Below are 21,636 nucleotides of genomic sequence, written 5' to 3'. Positions count from 1 at the left end.
CCCCCACGCCGACGGTGGAACAGTTCACGCTGTCGCTGACGGTCCTCGGTACGGGCACCGTCACGGGTCTGGCCGGTGGACCCTGCACGAGCCTGTGTCAGGGGACGTTTCCAGCCGGGCAGCGGGTGACGTTGACGGCGAACCCCGGCAGCGGTAACCGTTTCGACAACTGGTCGGGCGCCCCGGGTTGTGCGACAGCTGTGACGTGCACCGTGACAATGGACAAATTCCACGATGTCACTGCGCAGTTCAGCCAGATTCAGACGTTCCAGCTGACGGTTTCCAACCCGGGCGCGGGTGGCAGCGTGACCGGGAACGGGGGAATCGACTGTCCGCCGGGCGGTGGGGTACGCACCTGTACAGCGCTTTATACCGCTGGCACGCGGGTGACGCTGACGGCCGCAGCGGCATCAGGCCAGACGTTCAGCGGATGGTCGGGCGACTGCACGGGGACCGGCACCTGCGCCATAACCATGAACCAGGCGCGGAACGTAACGGCAACCTTCACGGCGCAGAACCGCCCGGTTCACAGTTCGGGCACCATCGATCTACCGTCGCTTTCCAATATGGATCTTGATACTGGAAAGGTCAGTCCATGTTGCGGCGGCGAAGGCGCCGACGCCTGGCTCCACGGAGTCGGGTCTAATCTGTGGGGCCTCGCGCCCATGGGCTCAACCGGGCTTGCAGTCATGCAATCTGGCGCCGGTACACTCACGTATGCCGATTGTTCGGCTGCGGCACTGTCGGGTGCGGAGATAACGACGGATAACCTTCCAGCGGGGACGAGGCTCTGCGCTCGGACCCAGGACGGCCGTTTCTCAGCCCTCCGCGTCGTTAAAGCTCCTGATGCGAACTCGAATATCCTCACGCTCAGCTATACGACGTGGGAGTAGCCTGATCCGGACCATACCGCTGACACGTAGGTGATTTCCTGGGTCCGCGACCAACGAGGAGGGCTGGATGCGGGAGGCGCCGATACGGTCGCAGAGCCCGTCGGGACGCCATGAGCCGGCGCGTCCGGTCGTTGCCCGCAGCCCTGGCCACGGTTCAGCTGAGCGTGCCGAGCTCGGCACGCTGCAACGCACAGCCGGTAATCGCGCGACGGCCGCCCTTCTCCGAGGTGGGATCAACGGTGCTGCGGCGCCAATCTTGGAGCCGCTTGTGACAGCGCCGCTCGGTCCGACCCTCCAAAGGGCGCCAATCGTCCAGCGTTCGTGGATCGGGGACCGGATCGGCTGGGTGCGAAGTGGCACGCGCGACGGGAACTGGGAAACGGAGGATCCGCCCGGGGCGTACCGCGTGTTGAACGGCCTGTCGATGGACGACATGGTCCGGGTGCTGCGGGTACTGACGCCGGCCGAGCGGGCGAAGCTGGCCGCTAATCTCGACGAACAGGGTGGTCGTTCCGACCGTTCCCGCATCCATCTCGCAATCACCAACGCCTCGACATCTGCGGCCGACCCCGTCTTCCGGGAGCTCAGTGAGAACCTGCACTGGGCGATCCGCAGCGGTAACTTCACCAGCCCGCCGAACGGCGCGTTCAACATTCTCGCGACGGCGACCGTGGCCCAGCAGTCCCGCCTGGCCGCGGCATTGAACCGTGACGCTCTTGATGCTCTGATCGACCGCCGGGACGAGGCGTCGGCCGTTCCCGGTGCGCTGGGTGCGCTGACGGTCATCGAACGCAGACGTGGAACCCTGGGGTCGACAAGCCGTGAACAACACCTGATCGACCTTGTCGAGGGTGGCGACTGGGCCAGGTTCTTCGGTGAATTCAACGGGATGCAGGAGTTCGACCAGCTGCGGTTCCTGCGCGGTCATCCGGGTGTCGTCCCTCCGATCCGTGACAACATCCGGAGGGCGGACGGCATCGGCGATCCCGTCCGGATCCTCTACCTGCTGGAAAGGGCTACCACGCCCGCGTCGAGAGGCCTGTATGTCGACGCAATGGTCAACAGGTACTCCTGGCAGCCCAAATACCGGGTAGCTCATCCGGAGGACTTCTCGAACATCATCCGGTTCAGTGACCTGGCGGATGTCGAGCTGGATATCAGCACGATCGGTGACAACCAGATGGGTGAGGAGGAGGCCGACAGACAGTTTCGCGAGGCGGTACCGGGGCCCGGCGGATTCTTGTGGCCCGAGGTCCGCAACCGCAGCACGCTCCCGGTTCTGTGGCAGGTCAAGCAGATGGTCCGGGAGCAGCAGCGGACGCTGCTGGGGGACGAGGTCCTACGGCAGGGAATCTTCGTTGTCCAGTACCTGATGAATGTCGCCATCCCCATCGCACACGCCTCGGCGATCAAGTCGCTCGGGGTACTGCGGGGGGCGTCGCTCAGCGGTCGCTGGATGCAGGGATCCCAGGTCATCAAAGGGGGAGCCGCTCGGACGGTCATATCCGACGCGGAGGCATTCACCCAGGCGCGGAACGCGCGGAACTCGGGGGTGGAGGCATACAGGACGATGCCGAAGGCGCAGCGCGAACAGGTCGCCACGGTTACGGGTGGTGTTAACGTGCAGACAGGCGAGGTGGTCTCCGGGTATAACACGGCTGGCAGATGTGCTGAGGACATGGTCGTGGAGCGTTTGGGAGGCGACGCCTCGAAGGTGAGGTTTTCCGAAGCCGTCCGGCCCAGGACGGGGGAGCAGGTGCCGGTGTGCGAACGGTGTCAAGGCAAGTACACGCCTGACCAGTTTCCCGAGGGTGTCATCTTCGAGGGAAGATAGATGCCTGTGGTTCGCAAGGAGCTTGCCCGGCTGGACGAGGTCGATTGGTCGTCACTGCGCACCGCGCACGGGACCGCCGAGCACGTTCCAGCCGCGCTCAGAGCACTGCGCGAAGCTGAGGATACCGCCAGCGTCCATGATGCGTACTGGAAGCTGGACAACTACATCGTGCTGCAGGGGACGCTGTACGAGAGCGCCTACTTCGCCGCGCCCTACATCCTCGACATTCTGCTCTCTGCCCAGTGGCCATCCGGCCGTGTCGCAGCCTACGACCTCCTGATTGAGATAGCGTGCGGTGTCGCCGATCCCGGGCTACCGACCACCGTCGTAGGGCCAGGCGGCCCGATGGATCTCCGGGAGGCGTGCAGAACGGTCATCGCATCCGGGCGTTCCGCATATGCGGCGGATCTGCGCTTGGCCGACGGAGCGCTCCGTCGTCGGGCGCTCGATCTGCTCACATCGATTGATGACGACCCGAAAGGTCTCGATGCGCTGCTCGCCGGGATCGACCCTGGCGATGACGAGGAGTTCGCGCGGTTACTGGAGCGGGCGAGGAGGGAACTGGAATTCTGAACAGGCGGACTGCTGAAATTCTAGTCCGAGACGGCATGATTTTTCACTTGTCTGCGCCATGATCGGCAGTGGGCGCGCGGCTCGTGCCGCATGTGACAGTATCGCGCGATCCGCCCTTTCGGGTAGGCCTTCGTGCTTGCCTCACCGTCCCTCGTTTTGCGAGTCTGACGAAGGCTCGTCTGCACGCTCAGGAAGGTGCGTATGTCGGAACGAGGTCAGCAGGCACACCGCCTCGGGGGATCCGTCCCGCACACGGCGACGGGCGGCGTACGTCCACAGCCCGCTCCTCCCGTCGCCGAGGTACTCCTGCGCGTGCAGCGATCCGCCGGGAACACCGCCGCCACCCTGCTTGTACAGCGCAACTGGACCCAGGACCACTCCGGCGAGGTCACCAGGCAGATGAGCGGATCCGACTGGAACCGTGATGGAGGCCCCTGGTGGTTACTGAACGGACACAACCCAGCGGGCCTCGTCGCCATCCTGCGCCGGATGGGCGCTGCTGCCCGAGGCCGACTGGCCGCGCATCCCGTTGACGGCACCAGGTACGACAAGCCCCGGCTCGATCTTGCCATGACGCTTGCGGCGCGGAGCACGACGAGCGCGGGCCAGGTGAGCGGCATGGACGCCATCCGCAACGCAATCGCCAGGAAGATCACATTTGAGGACTGTTGGGCAACGCTGCTGCGGATGTCCTCCGCGACGCGGATCTCGCTGTACCGGCAGATGGCGAGTGCTGAACGCCAGGAGTTACTCGAAAAAGTCGACGCCGCACCGACGAGGGAACAGCCGAGGCTGGAAGGGGAACTCGCCGGGCTGGTCGGTCCAAAGGCGGAAGATCTACTGCTGGAGTTCACACCCGACGCAGGTGAGATCACCGAGATCATTAATGGGAGCCCCAGGCGTCAGCCGATGGGCGAAATCCGGGTTTTGCTGAAAGGAGCACCGGTGATGTCCGTGCCGGCACGCGGCGGCCCATGGCAGTCGCATCCGGATCCGGACAGCCCCGGCCACACCTTCAACCCGACCACGTCCGGTGACTACACGCTTAGCCCAGGTAGAGCCATCGTGACAACGTCGTGGTCCACTTCGCAGATCGCAAATGGAACCCCGATCCGTGACACGGGCAGCGACATCGAGTTCCAGCGCGGCGGAAAGTGGACATCCGTACAGAAACTGAGCGAACCACTCGACCGGCAGGAGGTCCTCGAATGGTCGACCGAAGCTCTAATAGAAATTGATCTGAAGCAGAAGAGACTGACCTCTGTCCAGGCCGAAAACGAGCGTCGGATGTTGACCAATACCAAAAAAGTCCGACCGTTGCCACCCGAGTGGATACTCAACGATTTCGGCAAGGAAGGCTTCCGCATCGACGGTACCGGGGGTGACATCATTCACACCACTCCAATCACTGATGACGCCAATGCCACTCTCGTGCCGGGGGACCTGGAGTTCTCGCACGGTTGCGTGCACATCCTCGCCCAGGACCGGCAGCGACTCATCGAGAAGGGCTTCTTGCGTGGGGGCGTCCGCATCCATATCAACCCGTATGATCCAACGCGTATCAAACAATGGGGCCCGCCACCGTAGCCACCGCCATCCCAGGTGCTGAAAGACAGCAGATAGAAATCGCCGTATCGGCGGCGATCATTGACGCGCCTGCGCCAAGATCGGCGCGAGTTTGTCGGTAGGTACGCTTTTCGGCCCGCTGGGCGTACACAGCGACAAACTCGCGCCGATCTTGCGCTGCGGGCATATCCTGAGCCGGCGCGGCTGATGGTTGCGCTACGAGGCGGGAAGGTGCATGGTGACCCCGGAAAGGAGCCGCTTCACGATCATCGGATGGGTCTCGAGTGTTTCGATGCGGTCGCGAAGAATCTGGGATCAATGGTAGTCCTTGACACCACCCTGAGTACATGCTCCAGTTGTTCGCATCTCACGCGGTGCGTTCGCGGTGCCACCAGGAACGAAATGCGGCCAGAGCAGCCTGTCGTTCCTGCTCGGACAGCACGCCGGCGAACGGCGAGTTCTGCCGAAGCTCGACAGCTCGTGGCGACCGCGACACCAGCACGTCGAAGACGGCCTCGCTCCCCGCGTCCAGCGCTGCCTGCCACTGGCCGAGCCAGCGTGCCGCCATGCCGGTCGGATGTATCCGCTGCAGTTTCTCCAGATTCGCTCGTGCTTTGTTCAACGTCCCGTCGGGGTTGACCGCCAATCGGCCCGCCACCGCGCGGTGCAACCACAATCCGCGTGCCTGGTCACGGGTCAGGGTGCCCCCGGCGAGGGCCTCGACGTCCGCACGGCGAAGCCGCCGATGGCTGCCCACCGTCTCGAACGGCACCACCCCGCGTCGGCATAGATCAACCACGTGCTGACGGGACGTGCCCAGCAGCATCGCGGCCTGTCCGGTGGTCAGCCACGCCTGTCCGACCGTCATCATGCTCACGAGCACAATGATCTCCACTATCCCCAAAAAACACAAACTGGGCGCGGCGGTCACGGCCCAGAGCGGCAGGATTTTCGACCCGCCCACACCATGATCGGCGCGAGTTTGTCGGAAAGTACGCTTTTCAGCCCGCTGGGCGTACACAGCGACAAACTCGCGCCGATCTTGCAACCGATCGGCGTGCGGCGCGCGGTTGCACCCACCTTGGGTCCGGCTCGCGCCGGGTGTGTGTGACAAGTCGGGTGAATCAGGCGCGCAGGAGGGTGATTTCATGGCCGGATGGGGTGGTGGCATGGTCGAAGGTCGTGCGGTCGGTGATGGGGGCGGTGTCGGGTCGGCGGTCGAACACCACCAGGACGCCGGTGTCGAGGCCGAGCCGGTTCAGGTAGCCGTCGAGTTGGGTGAGGCCCTTGGTGAGCGGGTCGGATTCGCCTTTGCGCCACACCTTGAGTTCGATCGCTTCCCGTTGCCACTGGCGTTTGCCGGCCGGTGAGTGGTACGGCCAGCGGATGAGGAGGTCGATGCGGCCGCGGCCGATCCCGTACTCCCGTTCCACGTGTCCCCCGCCATTGACGACCCGTTGCAGGTAGCCCATGAGGACCAGTTGTGGGGCAACCTCGTGATACACGATCCCGGCGGTGAGCACGTCGGCGTGTTCGCGCCAGAATTCGGCGAACTCGCGCAACAGCATGGAGAAATCGAACCGCCCGTCCGGTAGCACGAAGCCGCGTGGGTCGGCGACGACGTTCGCCTCGACGTTGGCTCCGAGTACTCGCACGATGACCTCGTGGTAGATCGGGTTGGCGATGCGGATCGGTGCTGTTGTCGCGACCAGCCCGAGGTCGCGTACATACTGCAGGTCGTCGTCGTACGGGTCGAGCTGCGCCAGTGTGCCGGCCAGCACCGGTTCGACGACGCGGCGGACGCGGGGCTCGGCGAGGCGTGCGGCCAGGGAGTCGAGGTGGGTGGCACGGGCGAGAATCAGCCGCTCCTTGGCCGTTTCCACGTGATCCAGAGTGATCCACTCTGGGGCGGGAACCGCGAGTTTCTCGACGATCTCACGGGCCAGCGCGTTGACCAGCCACGGCTGCCCGGCGGTCAGTTCGATCGCCCGGTCCACCGCCTCTGCAGTAAACGGCTGGCCGGTCTCGGTGGTGTGCTGGGTGTAGAGCTCGCGGACCTCGTCGGGGGTGAAATCTCCCAGCCGCAAAGACTCCAGCTTGATATTGAAGGGGCTGGCGGTGCCGAGCCGGTTCGGGTCGCCACCGGAGGCGATTTTGTAGTCGCGGACGTCGCGAAGGCCGCACAGCGCCACCGATGCCGGGAACCCGTCCGGGCGCTCGTTGTAACCGGCCCGGAGCTGGCGCAGGACGCTGATCAGGCTCTGGCCGCGCAGGGCGTCGATCTCGTCGAAGAACAATACCAGCGGCCGTGGGCAGGTACGTGCCCACGCTTTTAGGGCTTCCTTGAGCAGGTTCGCATCGGGTACGTCCGGCCACGGTGGTGGGCCGAGATCCGGCGGCAGAGCGGTCTCGGCACGGCTGCGGATTTCTTGCAGGATGCCGTGCTGCGCGGCGCCGTAGTCGTCGCCGGCGGCCTCTCCGAGCTCACATGAGAAGTGCAGCGCCGCATAGTCGCCGGTGGCGGTCAGCTCGTCCGCCAGCGCCCGCAGCGCGGTCGTCTTTCCGGTCTGGCGGGGCGCGTGAACCACGAAGTACCCCAGCTGCTCCACCAGCCCGGGCGCCTCGGGCAGCCGCCGCGACGCCGGGATCATGTAGTGGAACGCGGGCAGACACGGCCCGGCCGTGTTGAACCAACGTCCCATGGATCAGTACCTTCCGGCGGCACACGGCAACGGTTGTCGTCAGCCAGCCTACGGGGCGAGAGGTTCCCGCTCGGATGTCGAAATGACCGGGAGGCCACTGGCCGCGCGGTCGGGATCTGCCGGCCCAGCCGCCGGCGGCCTGTCAACCGTCATCCGGAATGCGGGCGCCGGACATCCGTCGATCTTGCTGCGGTAGGCGTCCGGGGTCGACGGTCAGCATGCTTTCAGGAGCATGTTCCACAGGGTCAGGCCAGGGCCGAAGGCCATCGCCACCACGGGGTCGCCGGGGCGCAGCTGCCGGTTCCGGCGAATCTGCTGGAGAACCAGCGGCACCGTCGCCGACGAACAGTTGCCGCGGGTAGCGAGGATCTCGTGGCTCGCGGCGGTCTGGTCTGGGCTCAACCCGAGTTTCTCCGCCACCACATTGACGATGCGCGGCCCACCGGGGTGTATCGCCCAGCCTGCGACGTCGTCGGCGTCGAGCCCGTGCCGGCCCAGGAGTTCCCCGGCAGCCTTCTCGACATGCAGTGCCAGCACGTCGGGCACCTTCGCCGACAGGCTCATCCGAAAGCCGTGGTCGGTGACCGTCCACGTCATCAGTGACGCCGACGACGGGTCGGTGACGGCCTCGGTGTCGATGACCTCCAGGCCGCCGGTGACATCCGGTTCCAGCACTATGGCGCAGGCCGCGTCCCCGAACAGCGCGTGCGCGACGATCTGCTCGACATCGCGCTCAGCCGCGGGACCGAACGGCTGTACATGCAGCGACGGCAGCTCCACGCATAGAACCACGGCGGGTCGTCCCCGCGCCCGTACGTAGTCGGTGGCGGTTGACAGTGCCGGCAGCCCCGCATAGCAGCCCATGTGACCGATGCAGAGCCGTTGTGTGGTGGCCGGCATCCCGAGCTCGTCGGCCAGCAGGATGTCGAGGCCCGGGGTTGCATAGCCGGTGCAGGAGACGACGACGAACAGTCCGACGTCGGCGGGATTCAGGCCGGCCTCGGTGAGCGCGCTGAGCACCGCCTCCCGGCCCAGCGGATGCGCCGCGGTGACATACCTGCGCATCCGGGTACCAGTGGTCCATTCGCTTACATCCTCGACTCGAGGATCGACCACACCGTGCCGCGTGTTCACGCCGCAACCGAGAAAGATCCGTCGGGCCGTCGGGTTCCCGCTGTAATGGCGAGCGAACACATCGTCCCACAGCGCTAGCTGGCCCATCGGCGGCGGGAATGCCCTGCCCTGGCCGGTGAGCACAGCCGTGTGCAGCCGGTTGGTGGCGGTGGCCTTCGGCATGGGGTGCTGCCGTTGCCGCGGTGGTCGGGCCGTTTGCGGCGGCTGCTCCGACGACTCCGGCCCGATGATGGCACCCGTGTTTGTTTGTGTTTGGCTGGACATCCGGCGGTACCCCTCCATACACCGAGAACAAAGTAGAGGCTCTACGTGTCCGCCTTATAATGAGCATCGGTTGTCGGGAGACGCTCGTCTCACAGCGATTTCGGCGTGTCTGATACAAGTCACCGTCCGACGCCGGTATTATGGGGACCCGGGCTTGACATTCACCCCGCGTCGGACGTGTCACGGGGTAGTCGGGTCGGGACCGTTTGGTGATTGCGGGCTATCGTGGTGAGAGCTCGGGTGTTCAGACCAGGTTGGGTCCGGCCGCCACCAGCAACGCCACATCGGCGAGCGCGACCGCGAGGATGACGCGAAAAGCCCCGCGTCCGACCGGCGTTGGATTCCCCCGGCCGGATCCGTCGGGTGTCCCTGGGCTGTTCGGGCTGTTCGGGCCCGCTGTGTCGACGGACGTGCCCGTGGTTACCGCCATCGGGCGCCATGTCGTCGCGCCTACCAGGACCGCGACGACGGCGGCCCCGGTCACGGCAAGCCCTGCGATCGCCGTCGGACCGACCGATCCCGGGCCGAAAGCGATCACCGCCGACGCGGCCGCGAGCAGCGTCACGGCCAGCCACAACGACCAGCGCGCTCCGACCCGGTGCGGCACACCGCGCACGCCGGCGCGCAGGTCCTCGTCGAGGTCGGGCAGAACGTTGGCGAAGTGCCCCCCGCAGCCCAGCAGGGCGCCCGCCAGTAGCAGCCACCAGGCAGGCATGGGATGGCCGGGTAGGCCCAGGACGATGAAGGCGGGCAGCAGCGCATAGGCGATGGCGAACGGGATCAGCGACGCGGCCGTGCCCTTCACCCCCATGTTGTACAGCCAGGCCAGCGCGACCGCGATCAGGTGCGCGGTAGCCGCCCGCCACCCGGACAGCAGGGACAGCGGTACGCACGCCACCAGGGTGACGATCGCGGCGACGCCCACCGTCCGGGCAGGCAGGGCGCCGAGCGCCACCGGTTTGTCGTCACGCCCGCTGGATGCGTCCCGAACCCGGTCGAAGTAGTCGTTACTCCACCCGACCGACAACTGGCCGGTCCCCACGGCGAGGGCCACCACGACGACACCGGCTACCGACCGCCCGCTGGAGGCCGCGAGTGCGGCGGCGATCAGCGTGACCGCCGCGGACGGCTCGGGATGGCTGGTGCGCGCGAGATCGCCCGCGAGGTCGCGGACGACGGCGTAACTCATGGCGTTACTCATCGCGTTATTCATGATGACGAGGTCTTTCTTCTGCTCGTTAGCGAACTCCGCCGAGTGGACACCTTGGGATCGAGACGCCGTAGTAACAGGGCGCAGGCACCCACCGCCAGACACCCGACACCGACACCCGCCACGATGTCGGTGACGTAGACGTGACCGGCGTGCACCCACAGCGGATCGACCGGGCCCCGGGAGAAGGGGGCGTCGCCGAGTTTCACCACATCATTGAGGTCGGCCGAGGATGCGATCGCCGCGTAACCCCAGCGGGCCGGCATGAGATAGCTGATCTGCTGCAGACCGAGTTTGCGCTCCAGCGGGACGAGCCCGCCGCTGAAAACGACCTGCGACATGGTGGTCATCACCAGCAGTGGCATGGTTTTGTCCGCGTTGTCGACCCAGGCGGAAATCGCCAGGCCGAGCATTGCTGACGATATCGAGATCATGGTAACCGCCAGGATGACCTCCAGCATGGGCACACTGAGCGCGACCGCCTGGCGCGGTGTGCGGTTGGTCATTCCTATCATCGTGAAGACGATGCTCTGCAGAGTGGTGATGATGACGAGGACGACGACCTTCGACCCGAGATATGCCGTGATCGAGAGTCCGATGGCCCGTTCTCGCCGATAGATCGCCTTTTCTTTGACAATCTCCCGGATCGAGTTCGCCATTCCCATGAAGCATGCGCAGAGCACGACCACGAGGAGCAGCATCTGCGCATCGACGTTCGGTATGCCGTTGGGCAGCGGGTCCAGACGGTGCGGCGCCGGTCCGACCCGGGGCAGTATGCCCAGCAGGAACGGAAATGCCACGATCAGCCAGAGGTAGGAGCGGTCCGAGGTGATGACGCTCAGCTGGCGGCGGCTCAGCGTCGCTATCTGGGAGAAAAGGGACTGTTGTCGTGCGCTCGGCAGCGCCGCTGGTATCGGGCGCGCGGGTGGTGCCGTGACCGACGCCGGGACGAAGTACTCGGAGTCGCGGAATCGGCCCGCCAGCTCGATCGGTGAGGCGCCTTCCAACATCTGGAAGACATCCGGCCACGACTTCTTCCCAAGGAAGGTGAGGGCGCTTTTCGGCGGGCCGAAATAAGCGGTACGCCCGCCCTTGGCAAGCACAAGAATATAGTCGCAGATATCGAGCTGTGCAACGCTGTGGGTCACCACCACGATGGTTCGACCACCGTCGGCCAGCGTCCGCAGAGCGCCCATCACGTTCTGGTCCATGCCGGGGTCGAGGCCGGAGGTCGGCTCGTCCAGGAACAGCAGCGTCGGTCTGGTCAGCAGTTCCAGCGCCACGCTGGTGCGTTTGCGTTGCCCGCCGGAGAGGTTCTGCACGGCGACATCCGCGCGCTGCTCGAGCCCCAGTTCGCGGAGAACCTCGTCAACGCGTTCCCGGCGCTCGTCCTTGGTGGTGTCCGGAGGGAAGCGCAGCCGCGCGCCGTATTCCAGCGCTTTGCGGACCGTCAGTGTGGTGTGGAGAAGATCGTCCTGCGGGACATGTCCGATTCGCCGGCGTAGTTCGCTGTATTCGGCGTACATGTCTCGGCCGGCATAGCGGACGGAGCCGTCGTCGGCCGGCCGGAAACCGGTCAGCGCGTTCAGCAGGGTCGACTTGCCCGAGCCGCTGGGGCCGATGACGGCCAGCAATGCCCGCCCCGGCAGTCGGAAGCTCACGTCATGCATGATCTGCATGTCCTTGACGAAGACGTTGAGGCCGTCAGCCTCGAAGGTGACGTCCCCGGAGTCAAGATATTCGACCAGCGTGTCGCCTTCGAGCTGGAAAAGATGATGGCCGACGGCGATGATGTCGCGCTGCGCGACCGCCTCCCGACTGATCTTCCGGCCGTTGAGGAATGTCCCGTTCGCCGAGTCGAGATCGACGACATGTACGCCGCTCTGGCCGACGAAAATCTCGGCGTGACGCCGGGAGGCGAGCAGGTCGGCCACGACGATGTCGTTGTCCCGGGACCGCCCTATCGACATCGTCCCCCGCCGGAGCGGGTAGGTGTTGCGCCGGCCGTGTTCGCGTTCCAGCCTCGTTATACCGTTGGCCGCGGTGGTGGCCGTGGCAGTGGCGGCGGCGGCGACCGCCTGTCGGTCGCGTTCGTACTCGGGGCTGCCGCGCCAGACCGTGGACATCTCCGAGCGCGGATCGAGCTCCGGCTGTTTCGGGATGTCCGCCACGACCGGCAGCATCATGAGCTCGGGGCCGTCGAGCGCGCCGAGCCGGAGCCGTACCTCCCCCCGCACGGCGACCTGCTGGACCCGTTCTCCGTCCACCCAGGTTCCGTACGAGCTGACGTCCTTCGCGGTCCATTCAGAATCGGTGCACGTAATTTCCACGTGGCGGCGCGAAACCTGGCGGTCTAACAGCACCAGGTCGGATCCCTTCCCCCGACCCACCACAAAAGGGCGATCACCCGTTATGATCACTTCCCCTATACTGCTGACGATTCTCAGCGGCGTTGACACGCTGTTCCCCCTTCGACCGTGCGCCGCGACTCCGTGCGGGCGTGTCCGCACCGTCCGGGCCAGATGCCCACTACCTGATATGGCTATTATGATTCTACCCGTATGACCGAAATACGGCTGATCGACGAGATTCGCGCGGTGTCCAGCATGGCACAGCGCAGCAGGCCGTCTATCCGTTACGGTGAAGTCCGCCGGTCGGCCGGTCGTGCGATGCCATCCCCGGTGAGCATGCCTTCGCAGGTGCGGCGCAGCGTCGCGGCGGCGCGGCGCATCGGGCGGGCCGCGAGCCGGTTCTCGCTGAGCCGGCGGTAGCGGTCGAGCGTGGTGAGCAACGCGGCTCGGATGTCGTCGGCGGGGGTGTCCGGTGGCAGACCGAGCCGGGCGGTCACCTCGCTGCCCGCAGCGCCCAGCAGCAGCTCCATCGCCTCCCGCTGCTCGTCGTCCACGTCGACCTCGCCCAGACGCAGATCACCGAACAGCTTCAGTTCGGCCAGTGCGTGTGCGCCCGCCTCCAGGCGTTCCCGGCGGGTCCGTAATGTGTCTGCCGACGGGATCGGGCGGGCGTCGAGCACGGCGTCCAGGCGGCGCAGCGCGGTCTGGGCCTTGAGGACGTCGGCCCGGTCGGTGAACTGACGCTCCAGCAGTGCCCGCAGTTCGGGCAGACCGCTGCGGTGCTCAAGCTCGGTGACCAGCCCGGTCGCGTCGGTGACCAGCCCCGGCCAGATCAGCGCCACGGCGATCTGGACCCCGGCGAGCCCGAGCCGGTCCAGCAGCATGGAGCGATCATCGAGGGTCGCCTCGATCCGCGGGTTCGGCGCGCGGAAGCGGTCCACCGACAGCAGGAGGGGGACACCGTCCACCGTCGGCTGGCCGGCGACGGACGCCAGGGCCGCGAACTCGCGGTCACCGAGCCACGTGCCGCACTGGGCGAGCAGACCCGCCACCGGCACGACCGTCTGCACCAGTGCCCGAACCCGGGGGTCGCGGCCCATGCCCGTGGTGACCCGATGCGCGAGGTCGATCGATTCGGCGTTGCCAGGCGCTATCTCGTCGGCCCGGGACAACACGCCGATCGCGTGCGCCGGGGCGGTGTCGCGCAGTCCGGTCTGGCGGAAGGACTCCAGGAAGCTCACGTCGGCGGCGTGCAGATGCCGCATCAGGTAGATCACGGCGTCCGCCCCGCCGTGGTATCCGGCGTCCTCGCCTGCCTCGCCTGCCTCGCCTGCCTCGCCGCCCGACGGCTCGCCGGCTGGCAGCAGAAATGCGTGGCTTCGGCGTGACACCTCAGTTGACAGCGATGCGATACCCGGGGTGTCGATGAGCGTGAGGCGGCGCAGTTGCTCGCTCGGCAGCTCCACCCGCAGCCGTTCGACGTCCTCGGCGGCGTACGGCCCCAGGTCGATCCGGGCGCCGCCCGGCCCTCGGAGCAGCCCGATCTCCACCGTGGTGGCGGCACCGCTGACGCCCGGCCGGCCTTCAGGCCGCAGGTCCGCCCGGGCCGCGTGGCGCGGACCATAGCGGTACCAGGTCACCACCCGGGTGCACTCGCCGGCGTCCGTCGCCGCGATCTGATCGCCGACCAGTGCGTTGAGCAGGGTGGACTTCCCCGCCTTGACCCGGCCTGCGATGGCGACCCGTAACGGACCGTCCAGCCAACGCAGCTCTCGGCGCAAGAGGGCTTCGGCCGGACTGCCCCGGTACGCCTCGGCGGCGTCGGTCAACAGCGCCTGGACATCCGAGCGCAGGGTCACCGGTGCTGCCCTGCCAGGAGCTCCAGGCGGTTGATCTCCACGTTGAGCTCGGCGAGTCGCCGTTGGCTTCGGACGTCGGTTGCCTTGATCTCAAGGGCAGCCGATTCGAGGTTGCGTCCGGCCGATGTCTTGAGCTCGGCCGCACGTTCGGTGAAGACGTTCCCCAACTGGTGGTAGATGTCCTGCTGGGCGCGCCGTGAGTCCGTGTGCGCCGCCTGCCAGGCTTTCTGGAGGTAGTCTTCCCCCGCGCGTTTCGCCTCTGCCCGATGGGCTGAAAGCTGATTCTCCCGGGACGTACGCAGCGTACGCTTCGCGACCACGAACATGACCGCCCCGCCGACCGGTGCCACGATCGGGGCGAGCGAGAGCCCGGCGAGAGTCCCGAATGCTGCGAGCAGGTGGATGGGCATCATGCCGATCGCGCCGCTGCGCAGGGCATGAGTCCAGCGCGCCCCGCGCCCGTCGGTGCGGAATTGAGGGTCTGCGCCCTCAGCCGCCGGCCGTCCCGAGGCCAGCGAGGCCAGCGCTGCCAGGGACGCCATCGCGGGGATCGCGGGCAGGGCACTGGTGGCCGTCTTGTCGGTCTGGAAGACGCCGGCAACCTGCTCGGCCAGCGCGTCAGCTTCTGTTCTCAGCATCGTCCGGTGCGCCATGAGCTCGCGGTTGGCCTGTTCGCACAGCCAGGCCCGCAGTTCGTCCCATCCTTGCACCAGGTCATCACTGGTCGCCACGCGTTTCCTGAACTCGCCGGTGACGGCCTGCAGCCGCTGATTGAGGTCGTCGTCCACCCGTCGTTCCAGGTGGGTGTTGCCGTCCCGGAGAATCCGCTGCCACCTCGCCGCCGCCGTGGTCATCGTGTGGGCGCGTGCTTCGGCGGTCTCCAGCCGGAGCCGCAGTGTATTCCTGACGGCCGGATCGGCACGCGCGGCCCGTTCCACCACCAACTCAGCCATGATCTGGGCGAGAGCGTCGCGCGCTGCCTCATCCGCGTCACGCCGCGCCCGCGCCCGACACTGCTCGACGAGCTCGGAGCGGATGTGGCCGGCGAAGGCCGGATAGCCCGATTCTGCGTCGACGTCAGGCAGATCGGCGCGCAGGCCGTGGTCGCGCAGCGGCGCGGAGAGCGGAAATACCGGTGCCTCGATCCCGGCCCGGTGCAGATGCCCGCGGTCGAGGTCGAGAATGCGTCGCCATTCGGGGTAGAAGTCAATCTTGGTCAGGGCGCAGACGACGACCGGGCAGTGCTGTGCCGCCCCGCGCAGGAATTCCAGCTCCGGCGCGGTGTACTCCTGGCTGGCGTCCGAGACGAACACGACCGCGTCGGCATCGGATGCGGCCCGCAGGGTCGCGGCGGCGCGAGCGTCGGTGAGGCCGCCGTTCACCCCGGGCGTGTCGACGATTATCAGTCCGGACGCCAGAAGTTCATGCGGGACGCCGATCTCCACGCCGCAACCGGCCGACTGGTCGATCACGGTTTCCGTGCGGGTGGGCGCGTACTGGATCATTGTGGGCACCATGGTCGCCCCGATCGGGTCGACCGCGCAGACCTGCAGGTTCAGCAGCGCATTGACCAGCGAGCTCTTTCCCTTCTTGAACTCACCGACCACCACCACCTGGCAGGACGTCGCGGTCAGCCGCGTGCGTTCCCGGGCCAGCCGTGCCTGTAGGTCGGCGCGCCGGTGCCGGCCGGCCTCGCGAATGACCGCGTCCAGCAACGACGCCTGCGGGGGGTCGGCTGCGACGGTACTCACAGACACCCTACTGTCATCTCATAGATCTCCGTTCGGTACGTGCGAGCCACGCCTGACCTGCATCTTGAGTCAGTCTTGAGTGCCGATTGAGTACAACTTGAGTGCGCCTTCGCGCAATGAGTTTTTCTTGAGAGCGATGTGAGATACCTGGTCCTGCCGGTCACGCGAAGCATCAGGGGGATAGCCATGAGCCGACCGATACACGTCCTGCTCCATGCCAGCGACCCGATCACCCGGGCTGGTCTTGCTGCGCAGCTTGCGGGCTGTCCGGATGTCGATCTCGTTGACGCGGGCCCGGACCCGGGCACCGCCGCCCGCCTGCCGACGTCCCGCGGCGGGGACACGCCGGTCGACGTCGCGCCGGTCGACGTCGCGCCGGTCGATGTCCCGCTGGTCGATGTCGCGCTGGTCAGCGTCGACACCGTTGACAAGCGGACGGTCGACCTCATCCGCGGTCTGTATCAGGCAGGAACGCCGGTGGTACTCATCGTGACCGACCTGGATTCCGCCGATGTGACGGCCGCGGTGGAGGCAGGTGTCACGGGGCTGATCCGGCGCGCCGGCGCCACTCCGGATCAGGTGCTGGCCGCGATTCGCGGGGCGGCCAGTGGCGAGGGTTTCCTGCCGCCCGACCTCCTCGGCGGGCTGCTCAGCCAGGTGCGCCAGGTCCAGTGCCAGGTGCTCACGCCACGTGGTCTCACCCTGTCGGGCATCTCCGAACGGGAGCGCGACGTGCTCCGGTTGGTCAGCGAGGGGTGCGACACCCGCGAGATCGGTCGGCAGCTCTGCTACTCCGAACGCACCGTCAAGAACGTCCTTCAGGATGTCACCCGCCGATACGGCCTGCGTAACCGGTCCCACGCGGTCGCCTACGCGCTACGCCAGGGTCTGCTCTAATTACAGGGCCGGCAGGTGTGAGCCGCCATCGTCGGCGAGGTCCGCCCCGGTGCCCGTAGTCAGGTGACCGCCCGAATGGCTGTCGTCGGGATGGGCACCCACGTGACCGCTCGACAGCGCGCCAACACCCGACGTGCCCGGTCCGGCGAGCAGACCGTGCACATCGGACGGGTCGAGGAGGTTGAGGTGCGCGTGGTACTCCGCCCCATCGGTCACCCCGTCACCGTCAGTGTCTGCATTTGTGAGTGAACTGCCGAGGATGCGTTCCAGGGCATCGGTGAGGCCGTCGGCGTCACTGTCTGCGTCACGATCGGTTGTGGAAGCGGCGCCGATCGGGCCGTCGAGCCGGCCGGTATGGGCCGTGTCCGGATCATTCGGGTTTGTTCCCAGCGCCAGCTCGATGGAATCCGGTATCCCGTCGGCGTCGGTGTCCGCGGCCAACGGGTTGGTGTGCAGGTGCAGGAGCTCGTAGGCGTCTGACAGACCGTCATCGTCGGAGTCGGCCCGGGTGGGGTCCGCCCCGAGCTGCCGTTCGAGAGCATCGGTGAGGCCGTCGGCATCGGTGTCGGTCCCGTCGGCCGCCGCCACTGAGCCTGCCGCGTCGAGTCTGGACGGTGTGTCGCTGCCCGGCGCTGCGGAGATGCCGGGTATCAGCGCCGCGCGGGTCATCCAGCGTCCGGCGTCGTTGAACACCCCGACGCCGTCCCGGGGGTTGCGCGCCTCAATGGTGCGACCGTCTCCCAGACTGATCGCGACATGGGCCTTGGCCGGTTCCCCGTTGCCGTGGCCCGCGTCGTCGGAGAACTGGAACAGCAATGCGCCGGGGGTATGCAGAGCCTGCTCGACGGAGATCTCCATGCCCTCGCCGCGCAGGCGTGAATACTGCGCCCACGCGCCGTCCGGGATGTCGTGGCCGGCCTGGTGAGCAGCCCACTGCGTCAGCTCGGAGCAGTCGAAAGTGGTCGGGTCGGGGTCGTTGAGGTTCGCCTCGGCGCCGAAGACGTAGTGGTCGCCGGACTGCCGGAGCGCCGCGTCCAGAAACCGCCGGGTCGCGTCGGAGCCCGCGGTGGTCTCGCCGCTCACATGCGCATGGCCGCCGGCATCCGCGGGTCCATGCGTGACACCGGGTCCGTGCGTGACACCGGGACCGTCGCCGGCGGCGAGCGGGTGGCCGTAACCTTGGGTTCCCGTCCAGGCGCCCAGGCTGGAACCGTCGCCCGCTTCGATCGCCGCATGCCGGGCGTCCGTCTTGAAGTCGAGGTATCTGGCGTCCGCGCCGTGGTGGGTCGACGTCCAGGGTGAGACGTCCCGGCCCTGCCGCGACACCTCATAGGCGAGTTGGGCGTTGACCTTCGGGTCGTACAGGTCGCGGTCCCGCCACTGTGGATGGGCGTTGAGGTTGATCTGCCACAGTCCGCGGGAATCTTCACCGTGGGAGTTGTGGGAATTGCTGTTGCCGCCGGACTCCGCCAACGCGACGGCGGTCATCGTCGTCGCCTGATCAGGGGAAAACCCCGCGCCCCGGGCGAAGCCGTAGATCTGCGTCGGACTGTAGATCGCCACAGCATCGACGGTACGCGCGCGGTGACGATTGCGGAACAGCCTGGCGGACCGGCAATCCGTGCCGGCACGGGTGCCCGATGAGGCAGCCGGAGGGCGCGGTTGGCTCCTTGTTCTCATCCGTGTGGTGAGAGACCGTAGGGGAGATGATCCATGACGTTGACGCGACACTGGCCGCGTTGCTGACCGCGGAGGCCCTGCCCGGAGGCGAGGCCGAGGTGGTCTTCGACGCCCCGACCCGGGACTGGGCGAGCCGCCTCAACGGCCCGTGCGTGGACGTCTTCCTCTACGACATCCGTGAGGACGTCGGACGCCGGGAGATCGCGGCCGAGCCGGTCCGCAACACCGAGGGGCGTGTTGTCGCCCGCCGGCCGCCGCCACGGCGGTTCCGGCTGTCCTACCTGCTCACCGCGTGGACCCGGCGTCCCGAGGACGAACATCGGCTGCTGTCCCAGCTGCTGGGCGCGCTGCTGCGCCACGACCGGGTACCCACCGGCCATCTGCGCGGCCAGCTGTCCGGCCAGCCGCTGCCCGTACTGTTGCAGCTTGCCCTGCCGCCCAGCGCAGACCGGGGCATCGCCGACGTGTGGAACGCCCTCGGCGGCGAGCTGAAGCCATCCCTCGATCTGGTGGTGGTAGCTCCGTTCGACCCGGCCCGGGTGGTCGCAATCGGCCCGCCGGTGTTGGAGGAGCCGTTCCTGGACGTCCGCCGCTCCCCGGTGGATCCGCGTACGCAACGGGCACCCGACGCGGCCGATCCGGACGGGGCTCGGCCGGCGGGCGTCCGTTCGCCCGGCGCGGGTAACGTCAGAGCCGCTCGGATCGCGGAGCTGTAGGCGGTGCCATCCCCATCCCTGGCTGATCTGATCGGACGGCTGGCCGTGATCGAGGAGCGGGTGCGCGCCGCGGTCGCGGCTCGCCGCGCGGTCGACCCCGAACCGGACGATGCGTTTCGCGGTCTTTACCTGAGCGATGAGCAGGCCGACCGCCTGCTCGATGCCGGATATCCGAGACGGCTACGAGAGTCGTCCAACGAGGGGATGTCGCCGGCGGACGCCGACGGCGCGCGCGCGGACCGGCTGGCGTGCGGTACGGCCGAAGTGACGGCCGAAGGGGAGGAACTGCGGCTGCCGACGCTTGCCCGCCGATGTGGGCTGACCAGTCTGGACGTTGACATCCTGTTGATTGCCCTCGCTCCGGATCTCGACCCCCGGTTCGAGAAGCTCTACGGCTACCTGCACGACGACGTGAGCCGGCGGCGGGCCAGCCCGGGTCTGGCCCTGGAGTTGGGTGGGCGCTCGCCGCTGGACGCCGCCGCGCGGGCGCGCTGCGGGCCGAACGGAGCGCTGGTGGCCGCCGGGCTGCTCGTCGTCGAGGACGCCGACCGTCCGTTTCTGACCCGGTCGTTGCGGGTGCCAGACCGGGTGGCGGCGTTTCTGCTGGGTGACGACGGGCCCGAGCCCGGGCTCGGCGCTGTGCTCGTCGATCCACCGGATGTGGGCGGTGACGTCGTCGACCGCCTGGCCCGCGCGCTCACCGCCGGGGTGTCCCTGACCTACCTGCGCCAGCTTCCGGGAGCCGACGCGCTCACGGTCGCCGCCTCGGCCTGCCGTCAGGCGGGGCTGACGGTGCTTGCCGCCCAGCTCGGCGTCGCCTCGACCACCACTACCGACGGATCGGACCCGCCGGTAGTGGTGGTAGAGGCGGTCCGGGAGGCTCGGTTGCGCGGCGCCGTGCTGGTCGCCGGACCCGTCGACGCCCAGTCCGCCGCCGCGGTGGCCGGCCTGGTCACGTCCGTTCACGGCACGTCCGACCTGGTCACGTCACAGGCGTCGCCGCAGATCGTGCTGTTCGGACGCGGCGGGTGGGAACCGGAAACGCCCGGCCCCGCACCCCTCGTCTGCGATATCGAGCCGCTGGCCGCCGCCGAACAGGCCGCGCTGTGGTCGGCCGAACTGGGCGGGTCAACCCCGGCCTGCGAGCTGGTCGCATTCCGCCTCACCCCCCGGCAGGTACGTCGCACGGTCGCCGGTGCCCGCGCCCTGGCCGCCACGGACGGCTGTGAGATCAGCATTGACATCAGAGCCGAGCATCTCGCCGCCGCAGCCCGGGCGCAGAACGCCACCGGCCTGGAACGGCTCGCGCGCCGGGTACAGCCGTCGGTGACCTGGGATGATCTCGTGTTGCCCGCGCGGACGGGCGTCGCGTTGCGTCACCTCGCCGGCCGGTCCGCCCATCGTGGCACCGTGCTCGACGACTGGGGTCTGCGCCGTGGTGGCGGCCGTGGGGAGGGCGTGACCTCGCTGTTCGCCGGGGAGTCCGGCACCGGCAAGACCATGGCGGCCGAGGTCGTCGCCGGCTCGCTGGGCGTCGACCTGTACGTCATCGACCTGTCTGTGGTCGTCGACAAGTACATCGGGGAGACCGAGAAGAACCTGGAACGGATCTTCGTCGGTGCCGAGGGGCTCAACGCCGTGCTGTTCTTCGACGAGGCCGACGCCCTGTTCGGCAAGCGCTCGGAGGTGTCCGACGCCCGGGACCGCTATGCCAATGTCGAGGTCGCCTACCTGCTGCAGCGGATGGAATCCTTCGACGGAACGGCCATCCTGGCCACGAATCTGGCGGCCAACCTGGACGAGGCGTTCCGGCGACGGCTGTCCGTGGTCGTCGAGTTCACCCGGCCGGAGGATGCCGAGCGCCGCGAACTGTGGCGGCGGATGCTGCGCTGCGTCCCGCTGGCCGACGACGTCGACCTGGATTTCTGCGGACAGGCGTTCACGCTGGCCGGCGGGGACATCCGCAACGCGGTCGTGACCGCGGCCTACCTCGGCGCGGCGAACGGCCGGCTCGTGTACATGCGCGACCTGGTGACCGCGATCAGCCTGGAGTACCGCAAACTCGGCCGCCTCTGCCTCCCCGACGAGTTCGGTCCCTATGCGGATCTGCTGCCAGGACGCCGTGATGAGCGAGGATGAGATTCATGCAGTCGATGCGCGAGCAGGTTCGAACCCCTGCAACGGCACCGAGGGAGCGTCCCGCGAG

Annotated in this window: 15 protein-coding genes; 7 read left to right on the top strand and 8 right to left on the bottom strand. The window is 67.5% G+C overall.

Annotated features, from left to right (window positions below; all coding sequences use genetic code 11):
• From U9978_RS13525 to U9978_RS13510, 4 genes are all read left to right on the top strand, one after another.
• The coding region (locus U9978_RS13525; RefSeq protein WP_322761462.1) for an InlB B-repeat-containing protein at nucleotides 1-893 on the top strand (893 nt) is incomplete at its 5' end.
• Between the two features lie 346 nt (nucleotides 894-1,239).
• Nucleotides 1,240-2,727, top strand: a complete 1,488-nt coding sequence (locus U9978_RS13520) for a hypothetical protein (protein WP_322761461.1) — start codon at nucleotides 1,240-1,242, stop codon at nucleotides 2,725-2,727.
• A complete protein-coding gene (locus U9978_RS13515; protein ID WP_322761460.1) occupies nucleotides 2,728-3,300 on the top strand; it encodes a hypothetical protein in 573 nt (190 codons plus the stop codon).
• Nucleotides 3,301-3,501: 201 nt separating this feature from the next.
• Nucleotides 3,502-4,887, top strand: coding sequence for a hypothetical protein (locus U9978_RS13510; protein ID WP_322761459.1), 1,386 nt, complete (start codon nucleotides 3,502-3,504; stop codon nucleotides 4,885-4,887).
• A gap of 346 nt (nucleotides 4,888-5,233) precedes the next feature.
• Here U9978_RS13510 and U9978_RS13505 read toward each other — a convergent pair whose 3' ends face one another.
• From U9978_RS13505 to U9978_RS13475, 7 genes are all read right to left on the bottom strand, one after another.
• Nucleotides 5,234-5,749 carry an excisionase family DNA-binding protein gene (locus tag U9978_RS13505; protein ID WP_322761458.1) on the bottom strand — a complete coding sequence of 172 codons (516 nt, stop codon included), beginning with the start codon at nucleotides 5,747-5,749 and terminating at the stop codon, nucleotides 5,234-5,236.
• A gap of 241 nt (nucleotides 5,750-5,990) precedes the next feature.
• Nucleotides 5,991-7,568, bottom strand: coding sequence for an AAA family ATPase (locus tag U9978_RS13500; RefSeq protein WP_322761457.1), 1,578 nt, complete (start codon nucleotides 7,566-7,568; stop codon nucleotides 5,991-5,993).
• 213 nt (nucleotides 7,569-7,781) lie between these two features.
• Nucleotides 7,782-8,864: a type III polyketide synthase gene (locus U9978_RS13495; protein WP_322761456.1), complete on the bottom strand. Its 1,083-nt coding sequence runs from the start codon at nucleotides 8,862-8,864 to the stop codon at nucleotides 7,782-7,784.
• A 346-nt stretch (nucleotides 8,865-9,210) separates the two neighbouring features.
• Entirely contained in the window at nucleotides 9,211-10,167 is a 957-nt protein-coding gene (locus tag U9978_RS13490; protein ID WP_322761455.1) for a UbiA family prenyltransferase, read from the bottom strand.
• 8 nt (nucleotides 10,168-10,175) lie between these two features.
• The gene (locus tag U9978_RS13485) at nucleotides 10,176-12,635 is read right to left on the bottom strand and encodes an ATP-binding cassette domain-containing protein (protein ID WP_416210955.1); all 2,460 of its coding nucleotides are present in this window, start codon (nucleotides 12,633-12,635) and stop codon (nucleotides 10,176-10,178) included.
• A 176-nt stretch (nucleotides 12,636-12,811) separates the two neighbouring features.
• Entirely contained in the window at nucleotides 12,812-14,386 is a 1,575-nt protein-coding gene (locus tag U9978_RS13480) for a dynamin family protein (protein WP_322761454.1), read from the bottom strand.
• Nucleotides 14,383-16,137: a dynamin family protein gene (locus U9978_RS13475; RefSeq protein ID WP_322761453.1), complete on the bottom strand. Its 1,755-nt coding sequence runs from the start codon at nucleotides 16,135-16,137 to the stop codon at nucleotides 14,383-14,385. Before U9978_RS13475 ends, U9978_RS13480 begins: the two co-directional genes overlap by 4 nt.
• Nucleotides 16,138-16,323: 186 nt before the next feature.
• On the opposite strand from U9978_RS13475, the gene U9978_RS13470 reads away from it, so the two are divergent.
• Nucleotides 16,324-17,034, top strand: coding sequence for a response regulator transcription factor (locus U9978_RS13470; protein ID WP_322761452.1), 711 nt, complete (start codon nucleotides 16,324-16,326; stop codon nucleotides 17,032-17,034).
• Here U9978_RS13470 and U9978_RS13465 read toward each other — a convergent pair whose 3' ends face one another.
• Complete coding sequence (locus tag U9978_RS13465) at nucleotides 17,035-18,597, bottom strand: NlpC/P60 family protein (protein ID WP_322761451.1); 1,563 nt, start codon at nucleotides 18,595-18,597, stop codon at nucleotides 17,035-17,037.
• A gap of 143 nt (nucleotides 18,598-18,740) precedes the next feature.
• Between U9978_RS13465 and U9978_RS13460 the strand changes: the two genes are divergently transcribed.
• A complete protein-coding gene (locus U9978_RS13460) occupies nucleotides 18,741-19,430 on the top strand; it encodes a DUF4255 domain-containing protein (RefSeq protein WP_322761450.1) in 690 nt (229 codons plus the stop codon).
• Nucleotides 19,431-19,433: 3 nt separating this feature from the next.
• Nucleotides 19,434-21,569: an ATP-binding protein gene (locus U9978_RS13455; protein ID WP_322761449.1), complete on the top strand. Its 2,136-nt coding sequence runs from the start codon at nucleotides 19,434-19,436 to the stop codon at nucleotides 21,567-21,569.
• Nucleotides 21,570-21,636 lie beyond the last annotated feature (67 nt).

Origin of the sequence: Protofrankia sp. Cr2, assembly GCF_963555885.1 — a bacterium.
Classification (GTDB): Bacteria; Actinomycetota; Actinomycetes; order Frankiales; family Frankiaceae; genus Protofrankia.
The sequence above is the reverse complement of the archived record's forward strand: the minus strand, read 5'-3'. Positions and strand labels throughout refer to the sequence as shown.

Coding starts and splice junctions, on each gene's coding strand:
- U9978_RS13490 (WP_322761455.1), bottom strand. CDS start 10,167: ATGAGTAACGCCATGAGTTACGCCGTCGTCCGCGACCTCGCGGGCGAT.
- U9978_RS13510 (WP_322761459.1), top strand. CDS start 3,502: ATGTCGGAACGAGGTCAGCAGGCACACCGCCTCGGGGGATCCGTCCCG.
- U9978_RS13515 (WP_322761460.1), top strand. CDS start 2,728: ATGCCTGTGGTTCGCAAGGAGCTTGCCCGGCTGGACGAGGTCGATTGG.
- U9978_RS13460 (WP_322761450.1), top strand. CDS start 18,741: ATGATCCATGACGTTGACGCGACACTGGCCGCGTTGCTGACCGCGGAG.
- U9978_RS13470 (WP_322761452.1), top strand. CDS start 16,324: ATGAGCCGACCGATACACGTCCTGCTCCATGCCAGCGACCCGATCACC.
- U9978_RS13500 (WP_322761457.1), bottom strand. CDS start 7,568: ATGGGACGTTGGTTCAACACGGCCGGGCCGTGTCTGCCCGCGTTCCAC.
- U9978_RS13495 (WP_322761456.1), bottom strand. CDS start 8,864: ATGCCGAAGGCCACCGCCACCAACCGGCTGCACACGGCTGTGCTCACC.